Here is an 18,043-nt window from a genome sequence, read left to right as displayed (position 1 = left end):
CCAATGTAGGGATAACCCCTACATCCTGTCGGGACAACCACGACCCCCCTCAGGAACCCCCCGATTCCGCCCACGCCGGATCAAAAGCAAGATGCGTTCCACAAGGCGCCGGGGAGCGGCGCCGGGGAACCACGATGAAGGCTGCACTCTCGACCCAGCTGGGCCAACAACTTCACCTCACCCCTCAGCTGCTGCAGTCGATCCGGCTGCTGCAGCTCGATGGCCTGCACCTGGAACAGGAAATCCAGCGCCTGCTGGACTCCAACCCGCTGCTGGAGATCGAAGAGGCCGAAGCGCCTGCCGCTGACGCCACCGAGGCCGCCGCCACCACGCTGGAAACCGCTGCGTTCGACGAGTTGCCGGAGTCTTCGATGTGGGACGTGGCCGGCGCCAGCTGGCAGGACGGCGACGACGATCGCATGGCGCGCATTGCCGCCGGTGAGTCGACCGACCCGCAGCTGCGCGTGCTGCAGCGCCTGGCGCTGGACATGGACGACCGCGAACTGGCGGTGGCCGCGTTCTGGCTCGACCACTGCGATGAGGCCGGCTACCTGCAGGCGCCGCTGGCGCAGCTGCAGCTGCTGGCCAGCGCCCAGTTCGACATCGCCGCCGAAGGCGTCGAGGCCATCCGCCAGCAGCTGCTGCACGGTGAACCCGCTGGCATGGCTGCGCAGGACCTGCGCGAAGGCCTGCAGGCACAGCTGCGCAGCCTGCACGGCGTGGTCCCTGCTCGCCACCTGGCCGCCCGCATCCTCGATGGCGCGCTCGATGCGCTGGCTGCGCACGACTACCCCGCCCTCGCCCGCCAGCACGACGCCGAGATCGACGACGTGCGCGAGGCGGTGCGCCTGATCCTCTCGCTGCAGCCGCGCCCCGGCGACAGCCTGCTGCCCGAACGCAACGCTGTGGTAGTGCCGGACGTCGTCGCCTGGCACGCCGATGGGCAATGGAAGGTGGCACTGAACCCGGCCACCAGCCGCCGCGTCTCGATCAACAGCCAGTACGAACAGGCGCTGGCCGAAACCAGCGAAGCCGCGCCGGCACTGCGCGAGATGCTGCAGGAGGCACGCTGGTTCAGCCGCGGCCTGTCGATGCGCTACGACACCCTGCTGCGCACCGCGCGGGTGATCGTCGAGCGCCAGGCCGCCTTCCTGGTCCGTGGCGAAGAGGCCATGGCCCCGCTGACCCTGAAGGAAGTGGCCGAGGAAATCGGCATGCACGAGTCCACCGTCTCACGCATCACCACCGGCAAGTTCCTGCAGACACCGCGCGGCACCTTCGAACTGAAGCACTTCTTCGCGGTGCGCCTGGAAGGCGCCAGCGTCTCCGGCCAGGCGGTGAAAGCCATGGTCCGCCGCCTGATCGACGCCGAACCCGCCGGCCGTCCGCTGGCCGACGAGGCCATTGCCGGCCTGCTGTCACGCCAGGGGGTGAACATTGCCCGCCGAACCGTCGCAAAATACCGAGAACAACTGGATATCGCCCCGGCCCGCGAACGGCGCCGGCTCAGCGCCAGGCAACCGCAGCTGGCCCGGGTGGGCTGAAAAGGATGTTGGACATGAACAAGCTCACGGTCCTGCTGGTCGATGACCACGAGGGCTTCATCAACGCGGCGATGCGCCATTTCCGCAAGATCGACTGGCTGCAGATCGTCGGCAGTGCCGGCAACGGCCTGGAAGCGATCGAGCGCTCGGAAACGCTGCGCCCGCAGGTGGTGTTGATGGACCTGGCCATGCCGGAGATGGGTGGCCTGCAGGCCACCCGCCTGATCAAGTCGCAGGACGATGCACCGTACATCGTGATCGCCAGCCACTTCGATGACGCCGAGCACCGCGAACACGCGCTGCGTGCCGGTGCCGACAACTTTGTCAGCAAGCTGTCCTACATCCAGGAAGTGATGCCGATCCTGGAAGGCCTCAGGGAGGAACAGTCGTGAGTGAATCGCGCATCCTGGTGCTGGACAACGACGCCGTGCGCGCAGAGCGCACCGTTGCCCTGCTGGAATTCATGGACTTCAACCCGCGCTGGGTATCCGACGCGGCCGACTTCGACCTGGGCCGGCAGCGCCAGAACGACTGGATGGCGGTGATCGTCGGCAGCCTGGACGACAGCCCCGCCAGCACCGCGCTGTACAACTGGCTGGGCGGCAGCAGCCTGCCGCCTCCGGTGCTGCTGGCCGATGGTGATGCTGCAGTGTTTGCCCGGCAGCACGGGCTGCATGAAGCGAACATCTGGCCGCTGGAAACGCCGCTGCGCCACGCACAGATGGAAGCCCTGCTGCGCCGCGCCAGCCTCAAGCGCCTGGATGCCGAGCATCAGGCAGGCGCCGCCCAGGACCAGGGCCCCACCGGCAACGGCCCGGCAGTGACCGCCCTGCGCACCATGATCGAGCAGGTCGCCGCATTCGATACCACCGTGCTCGTGCTGGGCGAATCCGGTACCGGCAAGGAAGTGGTGTCGCGCGCCATCCACCAGCGCTCGCCGCGCCGTGACGGCCCGTTCGTGGCGATCAACTGCGGCGCCATTCCGGCCGACCTGCTGGAAAGCGAACTGTTCGGCCATGAGAAGGGCGCCTTCACCGGCGCGCTGACCGCGCGCAAGGGCCGTTTCGAAATGGCCGAGGGCGGCACCCTGCTGCTCGACGAAATCGGCGACATGAGCCTGCCGATGCAGGTGAAGCTGCTGCGCGTGCTGCAGGAACGCAGCTTCGAGCGCGTCGGTGGCAACCAGACCATCCGCTGCAACGTGCGCGTGGTGGCCGCGACCCACCGCGACCTGGAGACCCGCATCGCCGAGGGCAAGTTCCGCGAGGATCTGTTCTACCGCCTCAACGTGTTCCCGATCGAAGTGCCCGCGCTGCGCGAGCGTCGCGAAGACCTGCCAGCGCTGGTGGAAACCATCGCCGCGCAGCTGGCCCGCACCGGCCGTGGCGAAGTGCGCTTCACCCCGGAAGCGCTGCAGGCCCTGGCCGGCTACGAATGGCCGGGCAACGTGCGCGAGCTGACCAACCTGGTCGAGCGCCTGGCGGTGCTGCATCCGGGTGGTTCGGTGCGCGTGCAGGACCTGCCGGCCCGTTACCGTGGCGATGCGGCACTGGCCGCCGCCACGCCGGCACCGGCACAGCCGGCCGCCAGCGAAGAACGCCTGGACCTGCGCAGCTTCTCGTTCCACACCCCGGGCAGCGGCAACCAGCCGGCGCTGGAGCACGGCATCGCCGTCAATCGCCCGGCGGCGCCGGCGGCGCTGCCTGACGAAGGCATGGACCTGCGCAACCACATGGCCAACATCGAACTGGGCCTGATCAACGAAGCACTGGAACGCACCCAGGGCGTGGTCGCCCACGCCGCCCAGCTGCTCGGCCTGCGCCGCACCACCCTGGTGGAAAAGCTGCGCAAGTACGGCATCGAGCGCGAGCAGGCCGAACTGGCCGGCTGAAACGCATCGCCAGCATGAAGGGGGCACGAACGCCTGGGCTTGCCCGGGCGTTGGTGTTTCTGGCGCCTGGGCTCACATCCCTTTGCTGCGGAACGCGATCTGAGCCCATTGCTTTTGCATGTTTTCCTAGAGACAACACGGCCGCAGTGCGGAGTATGGCAAGGACATCCCAAGGAGGTTCCACCATGCATCGCCTTGCCCTGCTCGCCACCCTGCTCTGCCCGGCCCTGGCCACCGCGGCCAACTGCACGCTGCCTGTCACGCTGGACCAGCGCCACTTCACCAACCTCAGCGACCCGCTGTACGCCCCGGACAACCCCAACGCCGGACGCATGGTGCAGCTCAGCTTTGCCGGCAGCCAGTACGTGCTGGACATCCTCGGCACTGACTTGCGCATCGGCGGCAGCTACCGCTACCAGCGCCTGGCCCCGCATATCGCGGAAATCCAGATGACCGAGGCCCACCCGGCCGGTCCCGCCCACTACACCCTGCTGCTGACCTGCCAGAGCGACCGCCAGGGCCGCTTCATCTACACCCAGCACGACGGCCCCATCGCCCCGCGCCGGCGCCAGAATTCCGGCCGCTGGACCCTGCAGCCCTAGGCCAGAAAACCGACGCCGGATAAATGGCGCCACGACCGGGGTCAGAGCCGGTTGCGTTGCAACGGGATCCGACCCCGTGCCGACCAACGGTCGGCACCCACCACCATCAGAAGCACCATCAGAAGCACCATAGGCAGCAGGTTCCAACAGATCGCGGCCAACTGTCGAAGGCGGGGTGGGTCCGGTTGCGGGGGCGTGAGCGCCATGGATGGCGCGACCGAGCCTACAGGGACGTATTCACGGCGTCCCCCGCAACCGGACCCACCCCGCCACCCCACGGATAGCCCGATTTTGACGTTGATGTTGACGTCGCGTCGGCGGGTGCAGGGCGCAGCCCTGCCACCAAACACCCACACCCTCACGTCACTGAATCGAAAACCGGTTTCGGCACGGCACTTGCACTGGTTCCAGCAGACAACCCCATCCCTGTTTCTGGAACCGTTGCAGATGTCCCACTCCGTCACTTCGATCCTTTCGCAGATCCGCTCCTATCAGACCCAGATGGGACAGCCGGCGCTCAACCCGCTGGGCGAAGCGCCGCGCAGCAACGCCCTGCCGGGCACGGTGCTGGACGCGCCGCAGGCCCAGCCGGCCAGCTTCACCGAAACCCTGCGTGGTGCGATTGCCGGCGTCAACGATGCGCAGCAGAAGTCCGGCGCCCTCGCCAAGGCCTTCGAAATGGGCGACCCCAGCGCCGACCTGGCCAAGGTGATGGTCGCCTCGCAGCAGTCCCAGATCGCCTTCCGCGCCACCGTGGAAGTCCGCAACCGTCTCGTCCAGGCCTACCAGGACGTGATGAACATGCCGCTGTAAGGAACATTGACGCATGGCACTGACGCTCTCCAAGGACAGCCTGAACGCCGAGAAGGCCGGGCAATGGTTCGACCGCCTGCAGAGTCTGCAGATCACCCGTCGGCTGGGCCTGATGGCGATGATCGCGGTGGCGGTGGCGGCAGGCCTGTCCGTGTTCTTCTGGTCACAGAAGCCGGGCATGGTCCCGCTGTACACCGGCCTGGACCAGAAGGCGACCGCTGAAGCGACCGACCTGCTGCGCGCGGCACAGATTCCGTTCGCGCTCGATCCGGCCACCGGTGGCATCACCGTGCCGGAAAAGAACCTGCACGACGCCCGCCTGAAACTGGCCGGCTCCGGCCTGACCGACAGCGGCAAGCTCGGCTTCGAGCTGATGGAACGCGATCCGGGCTTCGGCGTCAGCCAGTTCGTGGAAAGCGCGCGCTACCAGCACGCGTTGGAAACAGAGCTGTCGCGCACCATCAACACGCTGCGCCCGGTACGTGATTCACGCGTGCATCTGGCCATTCCCAAGCCCAGCGCCTTCACCCGCCAGCGTGACGTGGCCAGCGCCTCGGTCACCCTGGAACTGCGTGGCGGCCAGCAGCTGGAACGCAGCCAGGTGGATGCCATCGTGCACATGGTCGCGGCCAGCATTCCGGACCTGGCGCCGGAACGGGTGACCGTGGTCGACCAGAGCGGGCGCATGCTCAGCATCACCGACCCGAACAGCGAGGCGGCGGTCAACGCCGCGCAGTTTGAGCAGGTGCGCCGCCAGGAAACCTCGTTCAACCAGCGCATCCGCGAGCTGCTGGAGCCGATGACCGGCCCCGGCCGGGTCAATCCGGAAGTGAGCGTGGACATGGACTTCTCGGTGACCGAGGAAGCCCGTGAGCTCTACAACGGTGAACCGCAGAAGCTGCGCAGCGAGCAGATGAGCGAGAACACCACCAGCACGCCGGGTCCGCAGGGCGTGCCGGGTGCCACCAGCAACAGCCCGCCGGGCCAGCAGGCCGCGCCGGCCGCCGCGCAGGCCCCGACCGAAAGCAGCAAGAACGCCACCCGCAACTACGAGCTGGACCGCACCCTGCAGCACACCCGCCAGCCGGCCGGCCGCATCAAGCGCGTGTCGGTGGCGGTGCTGGTGGACAACGTGCCGCGCGCCGGCGCCAACGGCAAGGTCAGCCCGCAGCCGCTGTCGGCCGCGGAACTGACCCGCGTCGAGGCGCTGGTGAAGCAGGCCGTCGGCTTCAACGCCGAGCGTGGCGACACCGTGTCGGTGATGAACGCCCCGTTCGTGCGTGACACCACGCCGGTCGAAGGCCCGGCCTGGTGGGAACTGCCATGGGTGCACGATGCCGGCCGCATGCTCCTCGGCGCGGTGGTGGTGCTGGCGTTGTTGTTCGGCGTACTGCGCCCGGCGCTGCGCGCGATCACCGGCCAGAACAGGAAGGACGACCCGCAGGCACTGGAGCCGCACACCGCGGACGTGCAGCTGGTGGATGACGATGGCTTGCCGCTGCCGGCGCTGGGCACCGACCGGGCAAGCCTGGGCGGACCGGATGCGCTCGCACTGCCGGTGGATTCATATGAGGAACGACTGCGGATGGCGCGTGAAGCCGTGAAGACCGACTCCAAGCGCGTGGCCCAGGTGGTCAAGGGCTGGGTGGCCAATGACTGAGGCACAACTGACCGGTGTACAGCGCGCGGCCGTGCTGCTGCTTTCGCTGGGTGAGCTGGATGCGGCCGAAGTGCTGCGCCACATGGAACCCAAGGAGGTGCAGAAGATCGGCATCGCCATGGCCACCATGACCGACATCACCCGCGAGCAGGTGGAGCGAGTGATGGACCAGTTCGGCCAGGAACTGGGCTCGAAGACCTCGCTGGGCGTGGGCTCGGATGACTACATCCGCAACATGCTGGTGCAGGCGCTGGGCAGCGAGAAGGCCGGCAACCTGATCGACCGCATCCTGCTCGGCCGCAACACCACCGGCCTGGACGCGCTGAAGTGGATGGACCCGCGTGCGGTGGCCGACCTGGTGCGCAACGAGCACCCGCAGATCATCGCCATCGTGATGGCGCACCTGGAAACCGACCAGGCTGCCGACGCGCTGAAGCTGCTGCCGGACCGTACCCGCGTGGATGTGCTGCTGCGCATCGCCACCCTCGACGGTATTCCGCCGAACGCGCTCAATGAACTCAACGAGATCATGGAGCGCCAGTTCGCCGGCAACCAGAACCTGAAGTCGTCCAACATCGGCGGCGTGCAGTGCGCAGCCAACATCCTGAACTTCATGGACAGTGGCCAGGACCAGGCGATCCTGGGCGAAATCGCGCGCATCGATGCGCCGTTGAGCAACCGCATCCAGGACCTGATGTTCGTGTTCGACGACCTGGTCGACCTGGACGACCGCGAGATGCAGCTGGTGCTGCGCGAGGTGAGCGGCGAGCGCCTGGGCCTGGCCCTGCGCGGTGCCGACATCAAGGTGCGCGACAAGATCACCCGCAACATGTCGCAGCGCGCGGCCGAAATCCTGCTCGAAGACATGGAGGCCCGCGGTCCGGTGCGCCTGTCCGACGTGGAAGGCGCGCAGCGCGAGATCCTGGCCATCGTCAAGCGCATGGCCGATGAAGGCACCGTCACCATCGGTGGCAGCGCGGAGGCCATGCTGTGAGCAACGTCGTGCGCTGGCTTGCCCCGGACCTGCTGGCCCAGCCCGAACCGGTGCTGGAGCAGGAGGGTGCGTTCGAACTCACCGAGCCGGCTCCGGAACACGATCCGGAGCCGCCGCTGCAGCTGCCGACCCTTGAAGAGATCCAGGCAATCCAGGACAGCGCCGAGAAGGAAGGGTTCGAACAGGGCCATGCCGACGGCTACGGCCAGGGCCAGGCCGAAGTACGTCGCCTCGCCGCACAGATCGAAGGGATCCTGGACAACTTCAGCCGGCCGCTGGTGCGGCTGGAGAACGAAGTGGTCGGCGCCCTCGGCGAACTGGCGGTGCGCATCGCCGGCGCACTGGTCGGCCGCGCCTACGAAGCCGAGCCGGCACTGCTGGCGCAGCTGGTCGGCGAAGCGATCGACGCCGTGGGGGGCAGCACCCGCGAGGTGGAAGTGCGGCTGCACCCGGATGACATCGCTGCGCTCGCCCCGCTGCTGAACCTTTCACCGGCGCAGCGCCTCGTACCGGATACCAGCCTCAGCCGTGGCGACCTGCGCGTGCACGCCGAAGCCGTGCGCATCGACGGCACCCTGGAAGCCCGCCTGCGCGGTGCGCTGGATGCGGTGATCCGCCAGACCGGAGCCACGGCATGAGTGCCGGACCACAAACCACTCCGCCGCCGGCCGACTGGGCCGTGGCCCGCAACCTGCGCCTGGCCCGGCGCCTGGATGGCCTGCGCGTGGACACCGCGCATGGTCGTGGCCTGATCCGCGAGGGCGTGTTGCGCCGTGCGGTCGGGCTGACCCTGGAAGCGGTCGGCTGCGAAGCGCCGCTGGGCGCCAGCTGCAAGGTGGAAGTGGTCGACGGTGGCTGGGTCGACGCCGAAGTGGTCGGCTTCGCCGGCGAACGCACCTACCTGATGCCCAGCGCCGAACTGCATGGCCTGCTGCCCAACGCCCGGGTGGTGCCATCGGCGCGCCGGGGCGGCGTGGAAGTGGGCGAAGGCCTGCTCGGCCGCGTCATCGACAGCGACGGCGTGCCGCTGGATGGCAAGGGCCCGATCCGCGCCGAAGGCCATGTTGGCATGGCCGGCGTGTCGATCAATCCGCTGGCGCGTGAACCGATCACCCAGCCGCTGGACGTGGGCGTGCGCGCGATCAACGCGCTGCTGCCGATCGGCCGCGGCCAGCGCGTCGGCCTGTTCGCCGGCTCCGGCGTCGGCAAGTCGACGCTGCTGGGCATGATGACCCGCTACACCGCCGCCGACGTGATCGTGGTCGGCCTGATCGGTGAACGTGGCCGCGAAGTGCGCGATTTCGTCGAGACGACGCTGGGCGAGGAAGGCCTGCGCCGCGCCGTGGTGGTCGCCAGCCCCGCCGACCGGCCGCCGCTGGCGCGACTGCATGGTGCCTACCGCGCCACCGCCATTGCCGAGTGGTTCCGCGACCAGGGCCTGAACGTGCTGTTGCTGATGGACTCGCTGACCCGCTTCGCCCAGGCGCAGCGCGAGATCGGGCTGTCGGTCGGCGAACCGCCGACCACCCGCGGCTATCCGCCGTCGGTGTTTGCCAAGCTGCCGGCACTGGTCGAACGCGCCGGCAATGGCGCCAAGGGCCGTGGCTCGATCACCGCGTTCTACACGGTGCTGACCGAAGGCGATGATCCGCAGGATCCGATCGCCGATGCCGCGCGCGCGATCCTCGATGGCCACATCCTGCTCTCGCGCCGCGTGGCCGACAGCGGGCTGTACCCGGCCATCGACGTCGAATCGTCAGTCAGCCGCGTGGTCACGGAAATCGCCGACGAACCGTGGCGCCTGCGCATCCGCAAGTTGAAGCGACTGGTCTCGGCCTACTCGGCCAACCGGGACCTGATCGCGATCGGTGCCTACCAGCGCGGCAACGACGCGGCCACCGACGAAGCCCTGGAACGCTGGCCGGAAATCATGGAGTTCCTCGGCCAGGACGTTGCCAAGGCCGCAGATCTCCCGCACAGCCAGGCGGCGCTGCAGCGCCTGGTGGAACAAGAGAGTTAAGCCATGAACCAGTCCAAGCGCATCGATCCCCTGCTCAAGCGGGCCCAGGAACATGAGGACGCGGTCGCCCGCGACCTGGCCGAACGCCAGCGCGTGCTCGACACCCATCTCTCGCGACTGGACGAACTGCGCCGCTATGCCGAGGAGTACGCCAACGCACAGATGGCGGCGACCAGCCCGGCACAGTTGCTCAACCGCCGCGCCTTCCTCGATCGACTGGACAGCGCGGTCGAGCAGCAGCAGGCCACGGTCAATGGCAACCGCGAAAAAGTGGAGGCCGAGCGCGCACGCCTGATCCTCGCCAGCCGTGACAAGGCGGTGCTGGAGCAGCTGGCCGCCAGCTACCGGGCGCAGGAAAAGGTGGTGACCGACCGCCGCGACCAGCGCGAGATGGACGACATTGGCGCACGGCGTGCACGCCTGGTGCAGGCCGAAGACCAGGACGGCGCCGAGCAGGGAGGCCGCTCGTGATGCCCGCCCCGCTCGCCAGCAGCGCCAACACGGCCACGCCCGCCACCAGCAACAGTGCCGCACGCGCCTCGCGCAGCGAAGGCGGAAAGGACTTCAGCCAGCTGCTGCAGGGCGGCGCACCGTCTGCACCCACGCCAGCCGGCAGCGCCACGACACCGATGTCATCCACGCCGAGCCCGCCATCGACCGCCGACAGCAATGGCCAGGCACCGGGTGAACGCACCGCGGACGCCGAAGCGGCAACTGCTGAAACGCCGTCGCTGCCGCCGGTTGCCGTGACCCCGGCTGGACCCGGCACCGAAAAGGACAAGCCCGCCGCGACCGAGGACGCCCCGTGGCCACCGCCCGGCCTGGCCGGCCTGGTGCTGGCGATGCCGATGCCTGCCGATCCGGCCGCTGCTCTGCCAACCACCGCTGCACCGGCGGTGGCCAGCGACGGTAGCGCGCTGCCTGCTGCTGCCCCCGCCACGAACGCGACACTGCCTGCAGCCGCGCCGGCAGCGGCAACCGCAGCCCCAGTGGCGGCCGACGGCAAACCGGCGGCGACCAGCCCGGAGGATGCCACCGCGCTGCCACTGCCGGAGATGATCCTGCCCGGCAAGCGCGCCGAGCGTGGCGAAGGCAGCGACGTGGCTGCACTTGGCGACCGCACCAGCGTACCCCTGCTGCACTCACCGCCAGCGGCCGCCGTACAGGACCTCAAGGCGGCGCTCGCCACCGGCAACGCGATCTTCAATGGCGAACCGACGCCGAAGCCCGTGCTGGGTGACGATGGCTTCGACCAGGCCATCGGCGCACGGCTGGGCTGGCTGGCCGACCAGAAGATCGGTCACGCCCACATCCGCCTGAGCCCGGACGACCTGGGCCCGGTCGACGTGCGCCTGCAGTTGAACGGCGACAAGGTGCATGCCAGCTTCAGCAGCCCGCACGTGGACGTTCGGCAAGCGCTGGAAAGCAGCCTGCCGCGCCTGCGCGAGCTGCTGGGCGAACAGGGCTTCCAGCTGGCCCACGCCGATGTCAGCCACCAGGCACCGGGCGGTGGCGGCAATGCGCCGGGCCAGCCCGGTGGCAGCGGCATCATCGGCGACGGAGAACCGACGCCGGGCGACGCCAGCGTGTCGTCGGCGCAGTTGATCCGCCAGCGCGGACTGCTGGACGCTTACGCCTGACAGGCGTGCCGACCAAGGTTGGCACCTACCGGCACAGGTTTCCGACGGAATTCCGTCGCACCCGCTGCCCGGCCTTCGGCACACCCCTTGCATATCCCGGTGAAGCAACCCTCAGGAGCTTCACCCCGTGGCCGCAGCCGCTGACAAAACCAAGAAGACCGCCGAGAAGGACAAGGCCGCCAAGCCGCGTAGTCCGATCCTGATCACCGCGCTGGTAGCCGTATTGGCCGCCGCTGCTGCCGGTGGCGGCGTGTGGTTCTTCACCCAGTCCAAGCACGAAGAGAAGACCGCACAGGCGCCGAAGAAGAGCGCGACTCCAGCCCCGGCCCAGTACTTCGCACTGGAGCCGGCCTTCGTGGTCAACCTCAATGGCCCGGTCGACGGCCCACGTTACCTGCAGCTGGAGGTCCAGCTGATGACCCGCGACCCGGCCGCGCTGGAAGCGATCAAGACCCACGCCCCGGCCATCCGTGCGCGCCTGCTGATGCTGTTCTCGCAGGTCAGCCCGGACCAGATCGCCGATGTCGCCGGCAAGCAGAAGCTGCAGGCCGCCTCATTGGCCGAGGTGCAGAAGGTGCTCAAGGCCGAGACCGGCAGCAACGGCGCCGACGATCTGCTGTTCACCAGCTTCGTGACCCAGTAAGGGCCCACCGATGAATGATCTGCTGTCCCAGGACGAGATCGATGCCCTGCTCCACGGCGTGGACAGTGGCGCGGTCGAGACCGATGCGGAACCCCCGTCAGGCGAAGCGCGCTCGTACGACTTCGCCAGCCAGGACCGCATCATCCGTGGTCGCATGCCGACCCTGGAAATGGTCCATGAGCGCTTCGCGCGCCTGTGGCGGATCGGCCTGTTCAACCTGATCCGCCGCTCGGCCGAACTGTCGGTGCGCGGCATCGAGCTGATCAAGTTCAACGACTACATGCACTCGCTGTATGTACCGACCAACCTGAACCTGATCCGCTTCAAGCCGCTGCGCGGCACCGGCCTGATCGTGTTCGAGCCGACCCTGGTGTTCGCCATCGTCGACAATTTCTTCGGTGGCGACGGGCGCTACCCCACCCGCATCGAGGGCCGCGAGTTCACAGCTACGGAAATGCGGGTGATCCACCTGCTGCTGAAGCAGACCTTCGCCGATCTGCGCGAAGCGTGGGCACCGGTGATGGATGTCGACTTCGAGTACATCAACTCGGAGATCAACCCGCATTTCGCCAACATCGTGACCCCGCGCGAGTACGTGGTGGTGTGCCGCCTGCACGTCGAGCTCGACGGTGGCGGCGGCGACATCCACGTCACCCTGCCCTACTCGATGCTGGAACCGATCCGCGAACTGCTCGACGCCGGCATCCAGAGCGACCGCAACGACCGCGACGAGAGCTGGGGCAAGACCCTGCGTGAGCAGCTCAACGTCGCCGAAGTCACCCTGTCCAGCGTACTGGCCAGCAAGCGCATGACCCTGCGCGACCTGACCCAGTTGAAGGTCGGCGACATCCTGCCGATCGAGCTGAGCCCGCAGGTGCCGCTGTGCGTGGAGAACATCCCCGTGTTCACCGGCGAGTTCGGCATCGCCAACGGCATGAACGCCGTGAAGATCACCGCTACCCATCCGCCGGGCACCCGCCCGCGCGTACCCGTCATCCAGGAAGACCCGCAATGAACGATATCGACGCCCTCGAACCGACCCCGGCCCAGTTCAGCAGCCTGCAGGCCGATGAGGCGAATGGTCCGGACCTGAACCTGGACGTGATCCTCGATGTGCCGGTGACCCTGTCGCTGGAAGTCGGTCGTGCCCGCCTGCCGATCCGCAACCTGCTGCAGCTCAACCAGGGGTCGGTGGTGGAACTGGAGCGCGGTGCTGGCGAGTCGCTGGACGTGTTCGTCAACGGCACCCTGATCGCCCACGGCGAAGTAGTAGTGATCAATGACCGCTTCGGCGTGCGCCTGACCGACGTGGTCAGCCCCAGCGAGCGTATCCGGAGACTGCGTTGAGCCTGCTGGCCTCCACCCTGCTGGCGGTCGGCAAGGCCGCCGCGCCGATCGGCCCGCAGGTCGGCCAGCATGCGGCCGCCGCACCCAGCCTGTTCGGTGCGGTGCTGGCGCTGCTGGCGGTGCTGGCACTGGTGATCGGCCTGGGCTGGCTGCTCAAGCGCATGCCCGGCAGCGGCTTCCGCCCGGCCGAAGGCATGAAGCTGGTGGCCAGCCTCAGTGTCGGCGCCAAGGAACGCGTGGTGGTGGTCGAGGTCAATGGCCAGCAACTGCTGCTGGGCGTCACCGCCGGCGGCATCAACACCCTGCATACCCTGCCCGAACCGCTGCCGCCGCCGGCACCGGTGCGCGTGCCGGACTTCAAGAACCTGCCGAATTTCGCCCAGCTGCTGCAGCAGCGGCTGCGCAAGGACCCCTGACATGCGTGTCCCCCGTACCCGTCCCGCCACCCTGACGCCGTGGCTGCTGTTGCTTGCCCTGTGCCTGTTGCCGGCGCTGGCGTTGGCCGCACCCGGCGCGCCGGCCACCCCGCTGCCGGACGTCAACGTCGGCAAGATCGGTGGCCAGCCGGTCAGCCTGCCGCTGCAGACCCTGCTGCTGATGACCGCGATCACCCTGATCCCGTCGATGCTGCTGGTGCTGACCTCGTTCACCCGCATCATCATCGTGCTGGGCCTGCTGCGCCAGGCGCTGGGCACCGGCCAGACGCCGTCCAACCAGGTGCTGCTGGGCCTGGCCCTGTTCCTCACCGCAATGGTGATGATGCCGACCTGGGACAAGGCGTGGAGCGCGGGCATGGCGCCCTACCTCAACGGCGACATCGACTTCCAGACCGCATGGACGCTGACCACGCAGCCACTGCGCGGCTTCATGCTGGCGCAGATCCGCGAGACCGACCTGATGACCTTTGCCGGCATCGCCGGGCATGGCACCTACGCCAGCCCCGACGCGATCCCGTTCCCGGTGCTGGTCGCTTCGTTCGTCACCAGTGAACTGAAGACCGCCTTCGAGATCGGATTCCTGATCTTCATCCCGTTCGTGATCATCGACCTGGTCGTTGCCAGCGTGCTGATGTCGATGGGCATGATGATGCTGTCGCCGATGCTGGTATCGGCGCCCTTCAAGATCCTGCTGTTCGTGCTGGTCGATGGCTGGGTGCTGACCGTGGGTACGTTGGCGGCAAGCTTCAATCCGGCCTGATATCCCCCGTAACGCGCAGTCGAGCAGGGCTCGACTCTACATGAGCAGATGGAATCCGAATGTCTCCCGAACTTGCCTTGACTGAACTGCGTGGCGGCCTGATCACCGTGTTGTGGGTGGCCGGCCCGCTGCTGCTCACCGTACTGGTGGTGGGCGTGGTGGTTGGTGTCGTGCAGGCCGCGACCCAGCTCAACGAACCGACCATCGCCTTCGTTGCCAAGGCGGCAGCGCTGACCGCAGTGCTGTTCGCGCTGGGCAGCCTGCTGATCGGCCACCTGGTTGAATTCACCACGCTGCTGTTCCAGCGCATCCCACACCTGATCGGCTAGGGCACGCGCTTCGATGGACGCCGCGACACAGATGGCGGCCGACGGCCTGCAGGCCTTCGGCATGATCGGCACGGTGCTGTGGACCATGCTGCGCATCGGCGCAGTGGCCATGGCCATGCCCATGGTCGGCACGCGTGCGGTGCCATCGCGGGTGCGCGTGGTGCTGGCCGGCACCCTGGCCATCGCACTGGCCCCGCTGCTCCCCCCGGTACCGGACTGGACCGGCTTCGACGCGGCTACGGTGCTGACCATTGCCCGTGAACTGGCCATTGGCGTATCCATCGGCTTCATGCTGCGGCTGGTGTTCGAAGCCGGTGCGATGGCCGGCGAACTGATCGCGCAGGGCACCGGCCTGGCCTTCGCGCAGATGAGCGATCCGCTGCGCGGTGGTACCTCCGGCGTGATCGGACAGTGGTTCTACCTGCTGTTCGGGCTGCTGTTCTTCACCGCCAACGGCCACCTGGCGTTGATCTCGCTGCTGGTGGACAGCTATCGCGCGCTGCCGATTGGCGCCCCGCTGCCGGATCCCCATGCCTTCTTCAGCATCGCCCCGACCTTCCTGCTGACCGTGCTGCGCGGCGCGCTGAGCCTGGCCATCCCTCTGACCGTGGCGATGTTGGCGGTGAATCTGGCCTTCGGTGTCCTGGCGCGTGCCGCGCCTGCGCTGAACCCGATCCAGCTGGGCCTGCCGGTTTCGCTGCTGCTGGGCCTGTTCCTCCTGGCGCTGCTGGCCGGGGAAATGGGGCCGCCGGTACAGCGCCTGTTCGACGCCGCCTTCCAGGCCGCGGACGCGGTCACACGCTGACCCGGTCGTCACGTTCTACTGCTTGCCATGCATTTGTTTCTGTAGAGCCGAGCCCATGCTCGGCTGCCTTCGGCAGGAGTGGCAGCCGAGCATGGGCTCGGCTCTACAGGGGCGCAATTTCACGGATTGCCGCTTGAAGTCCCCCCCGGTCTGCGCGTTAGAGTGAATGCGCGGCAACCGGGGGGATGCCGCACCCGGCCGACGCCCGTTCGCGTTGGCCTGCCTCATGCATGCCCCACCGTGGTTTCCGTCGACAGGCAGGTCCGGGAGACTGACGAATGCTGGTAGGCACGTACAACCCGTGGCTGGTGGCGATCTCACTGCTGGTCGCCGTGATGGCGTCGTACACAGCGCTGGCCATGGCCGGGCGCACGGTCACCGCCCCGGGCCGGGCAGCCGCCTGGTGGTGGCGCCTGGGGGGCGGATTCGCCATGGGCCTGGGTGTCTGGTCGATGCACTTCATCGGCATGCTGGCCTTCGATCTGCCCATTGCACTGGGCTACGACCTGCCCATCACCCTGCTCTCGCTGGCCCTGGCGATCGCCTCGTCGGTGTTCGCACTGTGGCTGGTCTCACTGCGTACCCTGCCCCATCCTCGATTGGCCGGTGGTGCCCTGCTGATGGGCACCGGCATTGCCGGCATGCACTACGTCGGCATGGCAGCGATGCGCATGCAGCCCGGGATCGACTACGACCCGGGCTGGCTGCTGCTCTCCCTGGTGGTGGCGGTGGCCGCTTCGTGGACCGCGCTGTACGTGGCGTTCCGCCTGCGCGCGCAGCGCACCCGCGTCGGTGACCGGTTGGCGGCCGCCGGCCTGCTTGGCCTGGCCATCGTCGGCATGCACTACACCGGCATGGCCGCCGCGCGTTTCCCGGAAGGCAGCATCTGCGGCGCCGCGGTCGGTGATGGCCTGCAGAGCGAGTGGCTGGCGATGCTGGTGGTGGTGTTGACGGTTGCGATCCTGGCGGTGGTGCTGGTGGTCTCGTGGCTGGACCAGCGTGTGGAGGCGCAGCTGCTGCGGCTTCGCAACTCGATGCTGAGCACCTCGTTGACCGATGCCCAGCAGGAATTGACCCAGGCCGCGCTGCACGACCCGCTGACCCGCCTGCCGAACCGCCTGCTGCTGCAGCGGCGCATCGTGCAGGCGCTGGCCGAAGCCGAACAGGGCGGCAGCCGTTTCGCGGTGATGTTCATGGACCTGGACGGATTCAAGCAGGTCAATGATGCCTACGGCCATCAGGCCGGCGACGCACTGCTGGTGGCGGTGGCCGAGCGTACCCGGCAGCTGCTCCGGCCCAACGATATGCTGGCCCGTCTGGGCGGCGACGAATTCGTGCTGGTGGTGCGCATCGAGCACGACGAGGACCTGCCCACCCTCGCCCGGCGCATCCTGCAGGCGGTGGGCAGCGGCCCGTTGCTGCCGGACAACGAACTTCAAGTGACCGCCAGCATCGGCGTGGCGATCTGCCCCGACCACGCTGCCAGCGAGCGCCAGTTGATGGCCTTCGCCGACGCGGCGATGTACCAGGCCAAGGAATCCGGACGCAACGCCTTCGTGCTGTTCGCCGACTGGATGAACGACAGTGCCGAGCAGCAGTTCCGGCTGCTGGCCGACCTGCGCCGTGCGATCGGCAGCGAGCAGCTGTTCCTGCACTATCAGCCGAAGATCCGCGTGGCCACCCAGAAGGTGGCCGGTGCCGAAGCGCTGATCCGCTGGAAACACCCGGAGCACGGACTGATCCCACCGGACCGCTTCATCCGCCTGGCCGAACGCAGCGGCGCGATCAACGAGATCGGTCGCTGGGCACTGGACCAGGCCTGCCAGCAGCTGCGGCGCTGGCGCGACGCCGGGCATGAAGGCTGGTCGATGTCGGTGAACCTGTCGCCGGTGCAGTTCAGTTCGCCACACCTGCTGCAGGATGTGCGTGAAGTGATCGAACGCTATGGCATTGCCCCGCGCCACCTGGTGCTGGAGATCACCGAAAGCACGGTCATGCGCGATACCGATGCCAGCCTTCGCCTGCTGCAGGCGCTGTCGGCGCTGGGCGTGGGCATCTCCATCGACGATTTCGGAACCGGCTATTCCAGCCTGCTGTACCTGAAGCGGCTGCCCGCCACGGAGATCAAGATCGACCACGCGTTCGTGCGTGACCTGGAACACAGTGCGGAGGACGTGGTGATCGTCTCGGCGATCGTGGCGCTGGGCCATGCACTGGACATGGACATCGTCGCCGAGGGCGTGGAAACCGCCGCGCAGCGCGCCTACCTGGAGCGCCTGGGCTGCGACTTCCTGCAGGGCTACCTGCTCGGCCGCCCGGTCGACGCGGCGCGCTTCATGCAGCTGCACGACCTGCCGCGGCCGCGGGTGGAGCTGGCGCAGAGCCCGCCGCAACAACACCCGCCCGGATAGCGCCGGGCAGCGCGACCACCTGCCATCGCGGAACGATTCCTGCGGCACCCTCCTGTAGAGCCGAGCCCACGCTCGGCTGCGCTTCGCGCCTGGACCCAACCGCAGCCGAGCGTGGGCCCGGCTCTACAAAAGGGTCGTCGGTTGATC

General features: G+C 68.1%; 19 protein-coding genes. All 19 read left to right on the top strand.

What is annotated here, in order from left to right; genetic code table 11:
* Positions 1-134 precede the first annotated feature (134 nt).
* The 19 genes from rpoN (at position 135) to AC5P8U_RS07975 (ending at position 17,896) form a co-directional block, all read left to right on the top strand.
* Positions 135-1,544: an RNA polymerase factor sigma-54 gene (gene rpoN / locus AC5P8U_RS08065; RefSeq protein WP_072166964.1), complete on the top strand. Its 1,410-nt coding sequence runs from the start codon at positions 135-137 to the stop codon at positions 1,542-1,544.
* A 14-nt stretch (positions 1,545-1,558) separates the two neighbouring features.
* Complete coding sequence (locus AC5P8U_RS08060; protein ID WP_005409556.1) at positions 1,559-1,936, top strand: response regulator; 378 nt, start codon at positions 1,559-1,561, stop codon at positions 1,934-1,936.
* The gene (locus AC5P8U_RS08055) at positions 1,933-3,435 is read left to right on the top strand and encodes a sigma-54 dependent transcriptional regulator (protein WP_072166963.1); all 1,503 of its coding nucleotides are present in this window, start codon (positions 1,933-1,935) and stop codon (positions 3,433-3,435) included. The genes AC5P8U_RS08060 and AC5P8U_RS08055 overlap by 4 nt, the downstream gene beginning before the upstream one ends.
* A gap of 185 nt (positions 3,436-3,620) precedes the next feature.
* Complete coding sequence (locus AC5P8U_RS08050) at positions 3,621-4,037, top strand: hypothetical protein (RefSeq protein WP_227838308.1); 417 nt, start codon at positions 3,621-3,623, stop codon at positions 4,035-4,037.
* Positions 4,038-4,484: 447 nt separating this feature from the next.
* Positions 4,485-4,850 (top strand): flagellar hook-basal body complex protein FliE, encoded by a 366-nt coding sequence (gene fliE / locus AC5P8U_RS08045; RefSeq protein WP_061478712.1) that lies wholly within the window; start codon positions 4,485-4,487, stop codon positions 4,848-4,850.
* 13 nt (positions 4,851-4,863) lie between these two features.
* The gene (fliF, locus tag AC5P8U_RS08040; protein ID WP_227838170.1) at positions 4,864-6,510 is read left to right on the top strand and encodes a flagellar basal-body MS-ring/collar protein FliF; all 1,647 of its coding nucleotides are present in this window, start codon (positions 4,864-4,866) and stop codon (positions 6,508-6,510) included.
* A 7-nt stretch (positions 6,511-6,517) separates the two neighbouring features.
* Positions 6,518-7,504, top strand: coding sequence for a flagellar motor switch protein FliG (gene fliG, locus AC5P8U_RS08035; protein WP_024958226.1), 987 nt, complete (start codon positions 6,518-6,520; stop codon positions 7,502-7,504).
* Positions 7,501-8,142 carry a FliH/SctL family protein gene (locus tag AC5P8U_RS08030; protein ID WP_447897391.1) on the top strand — a complete coding sequence of 214 codons (642 nt, stop codon included), beginning with the start codon at positions 7,501-7,503 and terminating at the stop codon, positions 8,140-8,142. Before fliG ends, AC5P8U_RS08030 begins: the two co-directional genes overlap by 4 nt.
* Complete coding sequence (locus AC5P8U_RS08025) at positions 8,139-9,524, top strand: FliI/YscN family ATPase (RefSeq protein WP_065178546.1); 1,386 nt, start codon at positions 8,139-8,141, stop codon at positions 9,522-9,524. The genes AC5P8U_RS08030 and AC5P8U_RS08025 overlap by 4 nt, the downstream gene beginning before the upstream one ends.
* A 3-nt stretch (positions 9,525-9,527) precedes the next feature.
* Positions 9,528-9,995, top strand: a complete 468-nt coding sequence (fliJ, locus tag AC5P8U_RS08020; protein WP_005416437.1) for a flagellar export protein FliJ — start codon at positions 9,528-9,530, stop codon at positions 9,993-9,995.
* A complete protein-coding gene (locus AC5P8U_RS08015; RefSeq protein ID WP_445391107.1) occupies positions 9,995-11,164 on the top strand; it encodes a flagellar hook-length control protein FliK in 1,170 nt (389 codons plus the stop codon). The genes fliJ and AC5P8U_RS08015 overlap by 1 nt, the downstream gene beginning before the upstream one ends.
* Positions 11,165-11,291: 127 nt before the next feature.
* Positions 11,292-11,807: a flagellar basal body-associated FliL family protein gene (locus AC5P8U_RS08010; RefSeq protein ID WP_151355146.1), complete on the top strand. Its 516-nt coding sequence runs from the start codon at positions 11,292-11,294 to the stop codon at positions 11,805-11,807.
* Between the two features lie 10 nt (positions 11,808-11,817).
* On the top strand, positions 11,818-12,822 hold the full coding sequence (gene fliM, locus AC5P8U_RS08005) for a flagellar motor switch protein FliM (RefSeq protein ID WP_005416434.1): 1,005 nt from the start codon (positions 11,818-11,820) through the stop codon (positions 12,820-12,822).
* Positions 12,819-13,154, top strand: a complete 336-nt coding sequence (gene fliN, locus AC5P8U_RS08000; protein WP_005409543.1) for a flagellar motor switch protein FliN — start codon at positions 12,819-12,821, stop codon at positions 13,152-13,154. Before fliM ends, fliN begins: the two co-directional genes overlap by 4 nt.
* 17 nt (positions 13,155-13,171) lie before the next feature.
* Complete coding sequence (fliO, locus tag AC5P8U_RS07995; RefSeq protein WP_171956126.1) at positions 13,172-13,570, top strand: flagellar biosynthetic protein FliO; 399 nt, start codon at positions 13,172-13,174, stop codon at positions 13,568-13,570.
* Position 13,571: 1 nt separating this feature from the next.
* A complete protein-coding gene (fliP, locus tag AC5P8U_RS07990; protein WP_445391106.1) occupies positions 13,572-14,351 on the top strand; it encodes a flagellar type III secretion system pore protein FliP in 780 nt (259 codons plus the stop codon).
* Positions 14,352-14,410: 59 nt separating this feature from the next.
* Positions 14,411-14,680, top strand: coding sequence for a flagellar biosynthetic protein FliQ (locus AC5P8U_RS07985; RefSeq protein ID WP_005413254.1), 270 nt, complete (start codon positions 14,411-14,413; stop codon positions 14,678-14,680).
* A gap of 13 nt (positions 14,681-14,693) precedes the next feature.
* Complete coding sequence (gene fliR / locus AC5P8U_RS07980) at positions 14,694-15,485, top strand: flagellar biosynthetic protein FliR (RefSeq protein ID WP_049412889.1); 792 nt, start codon at positions 14,694-14,696, stop codon at positions 15,483-15,485.
* Positions 15,486-15,763: 278 nt separating this feature from the next.
* Positions 15,764-17,896 carry a putative bifunctional diguanylate cyclase/phosphodiesterase gene (locus AC5P8U_RS07975; protein ID WP_072166956.1) on the top strand — a complete coding sequence of 711 codons (2,133 nt, stop codon included), beginning with the start codon at positions 15,764-15,766 and terminating at the stop codon, positions 17,894-17,896.
* Positions 17,897-18,043: the final 147 nt, after the last annotated feature.

The sequence above is a fragment of the Stenotrophomonas sp. YJH_SMC_81 genome (genome assembly GCF_059370875.1).
This window is presented reverse-complemented; position numbering and strand designations above follow the sequence as displayed.

Bases quoted from the DNA above. Each gene is read 5' to 3' on its own strand.
- fliM (WP_005416434.1), top strand. From the start codon at position 11,818: ATGAATGATCTGCTGTCCCAGGACGAGATCGATGCCCTGCTCCACGGC.
- AC5P8U_RS08025 (WP_065178546.1), top strand. From the start codon at position 8,139: ATGAGTGCCGGACCACAAACCACTCCGCCGCCGGCCGACTGGGCCGTG.
- AC5P8U_RS08050 (WP_227838308.1), top strand. From the start codon at position 3,621: ATGCATCGCCTTGCCCTGCTCGCCACCCTGCTCTGCCCGGCCCTGGCC.
- fliN (WP_005409543.1), top strand. From the start codon at position 12,819: ATGAACGATATCGACGCCCTCGAACCGACCCCGGCCCAGTTCAGCAGC.
- AC5P8U_RS07985 (WP_005413254.1), top strand. From the start codon at position 14,411: ATGTCTCCCGAACTTGCCTTGACTGAACTGCGTGGCGGCCTGATCACC.
- AC5P8U_RS08015 (WP_445391107.1), top strand. From the start codon at position 9,995: ATGCCCGCCCCGCTCGCCAGCAGCGCCAACACGGCCACGCCCGCCACC.
- rpoN (WP_072166964.1), top strand. From the start codon at position 135: ATGAAGGCTGCACTCTCGACCCAGCTGGGCCAACAACTTCACCTCACC.
- AC5P8U_RS07975 (WP_072166956.1), top strand. From the start codon at position 15,764: ATGCTGGTAGGCACGTACAACCCGTGGCTGGTGGCGATCTCACTGCTG.
- fliE (WP_061478712.1), top strand. From the start codon at position 4,485: ATGTCCCACTCCGTCACTTCGATCCTTTCGCAGATCCGCTCCTATCAG.
- fliJ (WP_005416437.1), top strand. From the start codon at position 9,528: ATGAACCAGTCCAAGCGCATCGATCCCCTGCTCAAGCGGGCCCAGGAA.
- fliP (WP_445391106.1), top strand. From the start codon at position 13,572: ATGCGTGTCCCCCGTACCCGTCCCGCCACCCTGACGCCGTGGCTGCTG.
- fliF (WP_227838170.1), top strand. From the start codon at position 4,864: ATGGCACTGACGCTCTCCAAGGACAGCCTGAACGCCGAGAAGGCCGGG.
- fliR (WP_049412889.1), top strand. From the start codon at position 14,694: ATGGACGCCGCGACACAGATGGCGGCCGACGGCCTGCAGGCCTTCGGC.
- AC5P8U_RS08060 (WP_005409556.1), top strand. From the start codon at position 1,559: ATGAACAAGCTCACGGTCCTGCTGGTCGATGACCACGAGGGCTTCATC.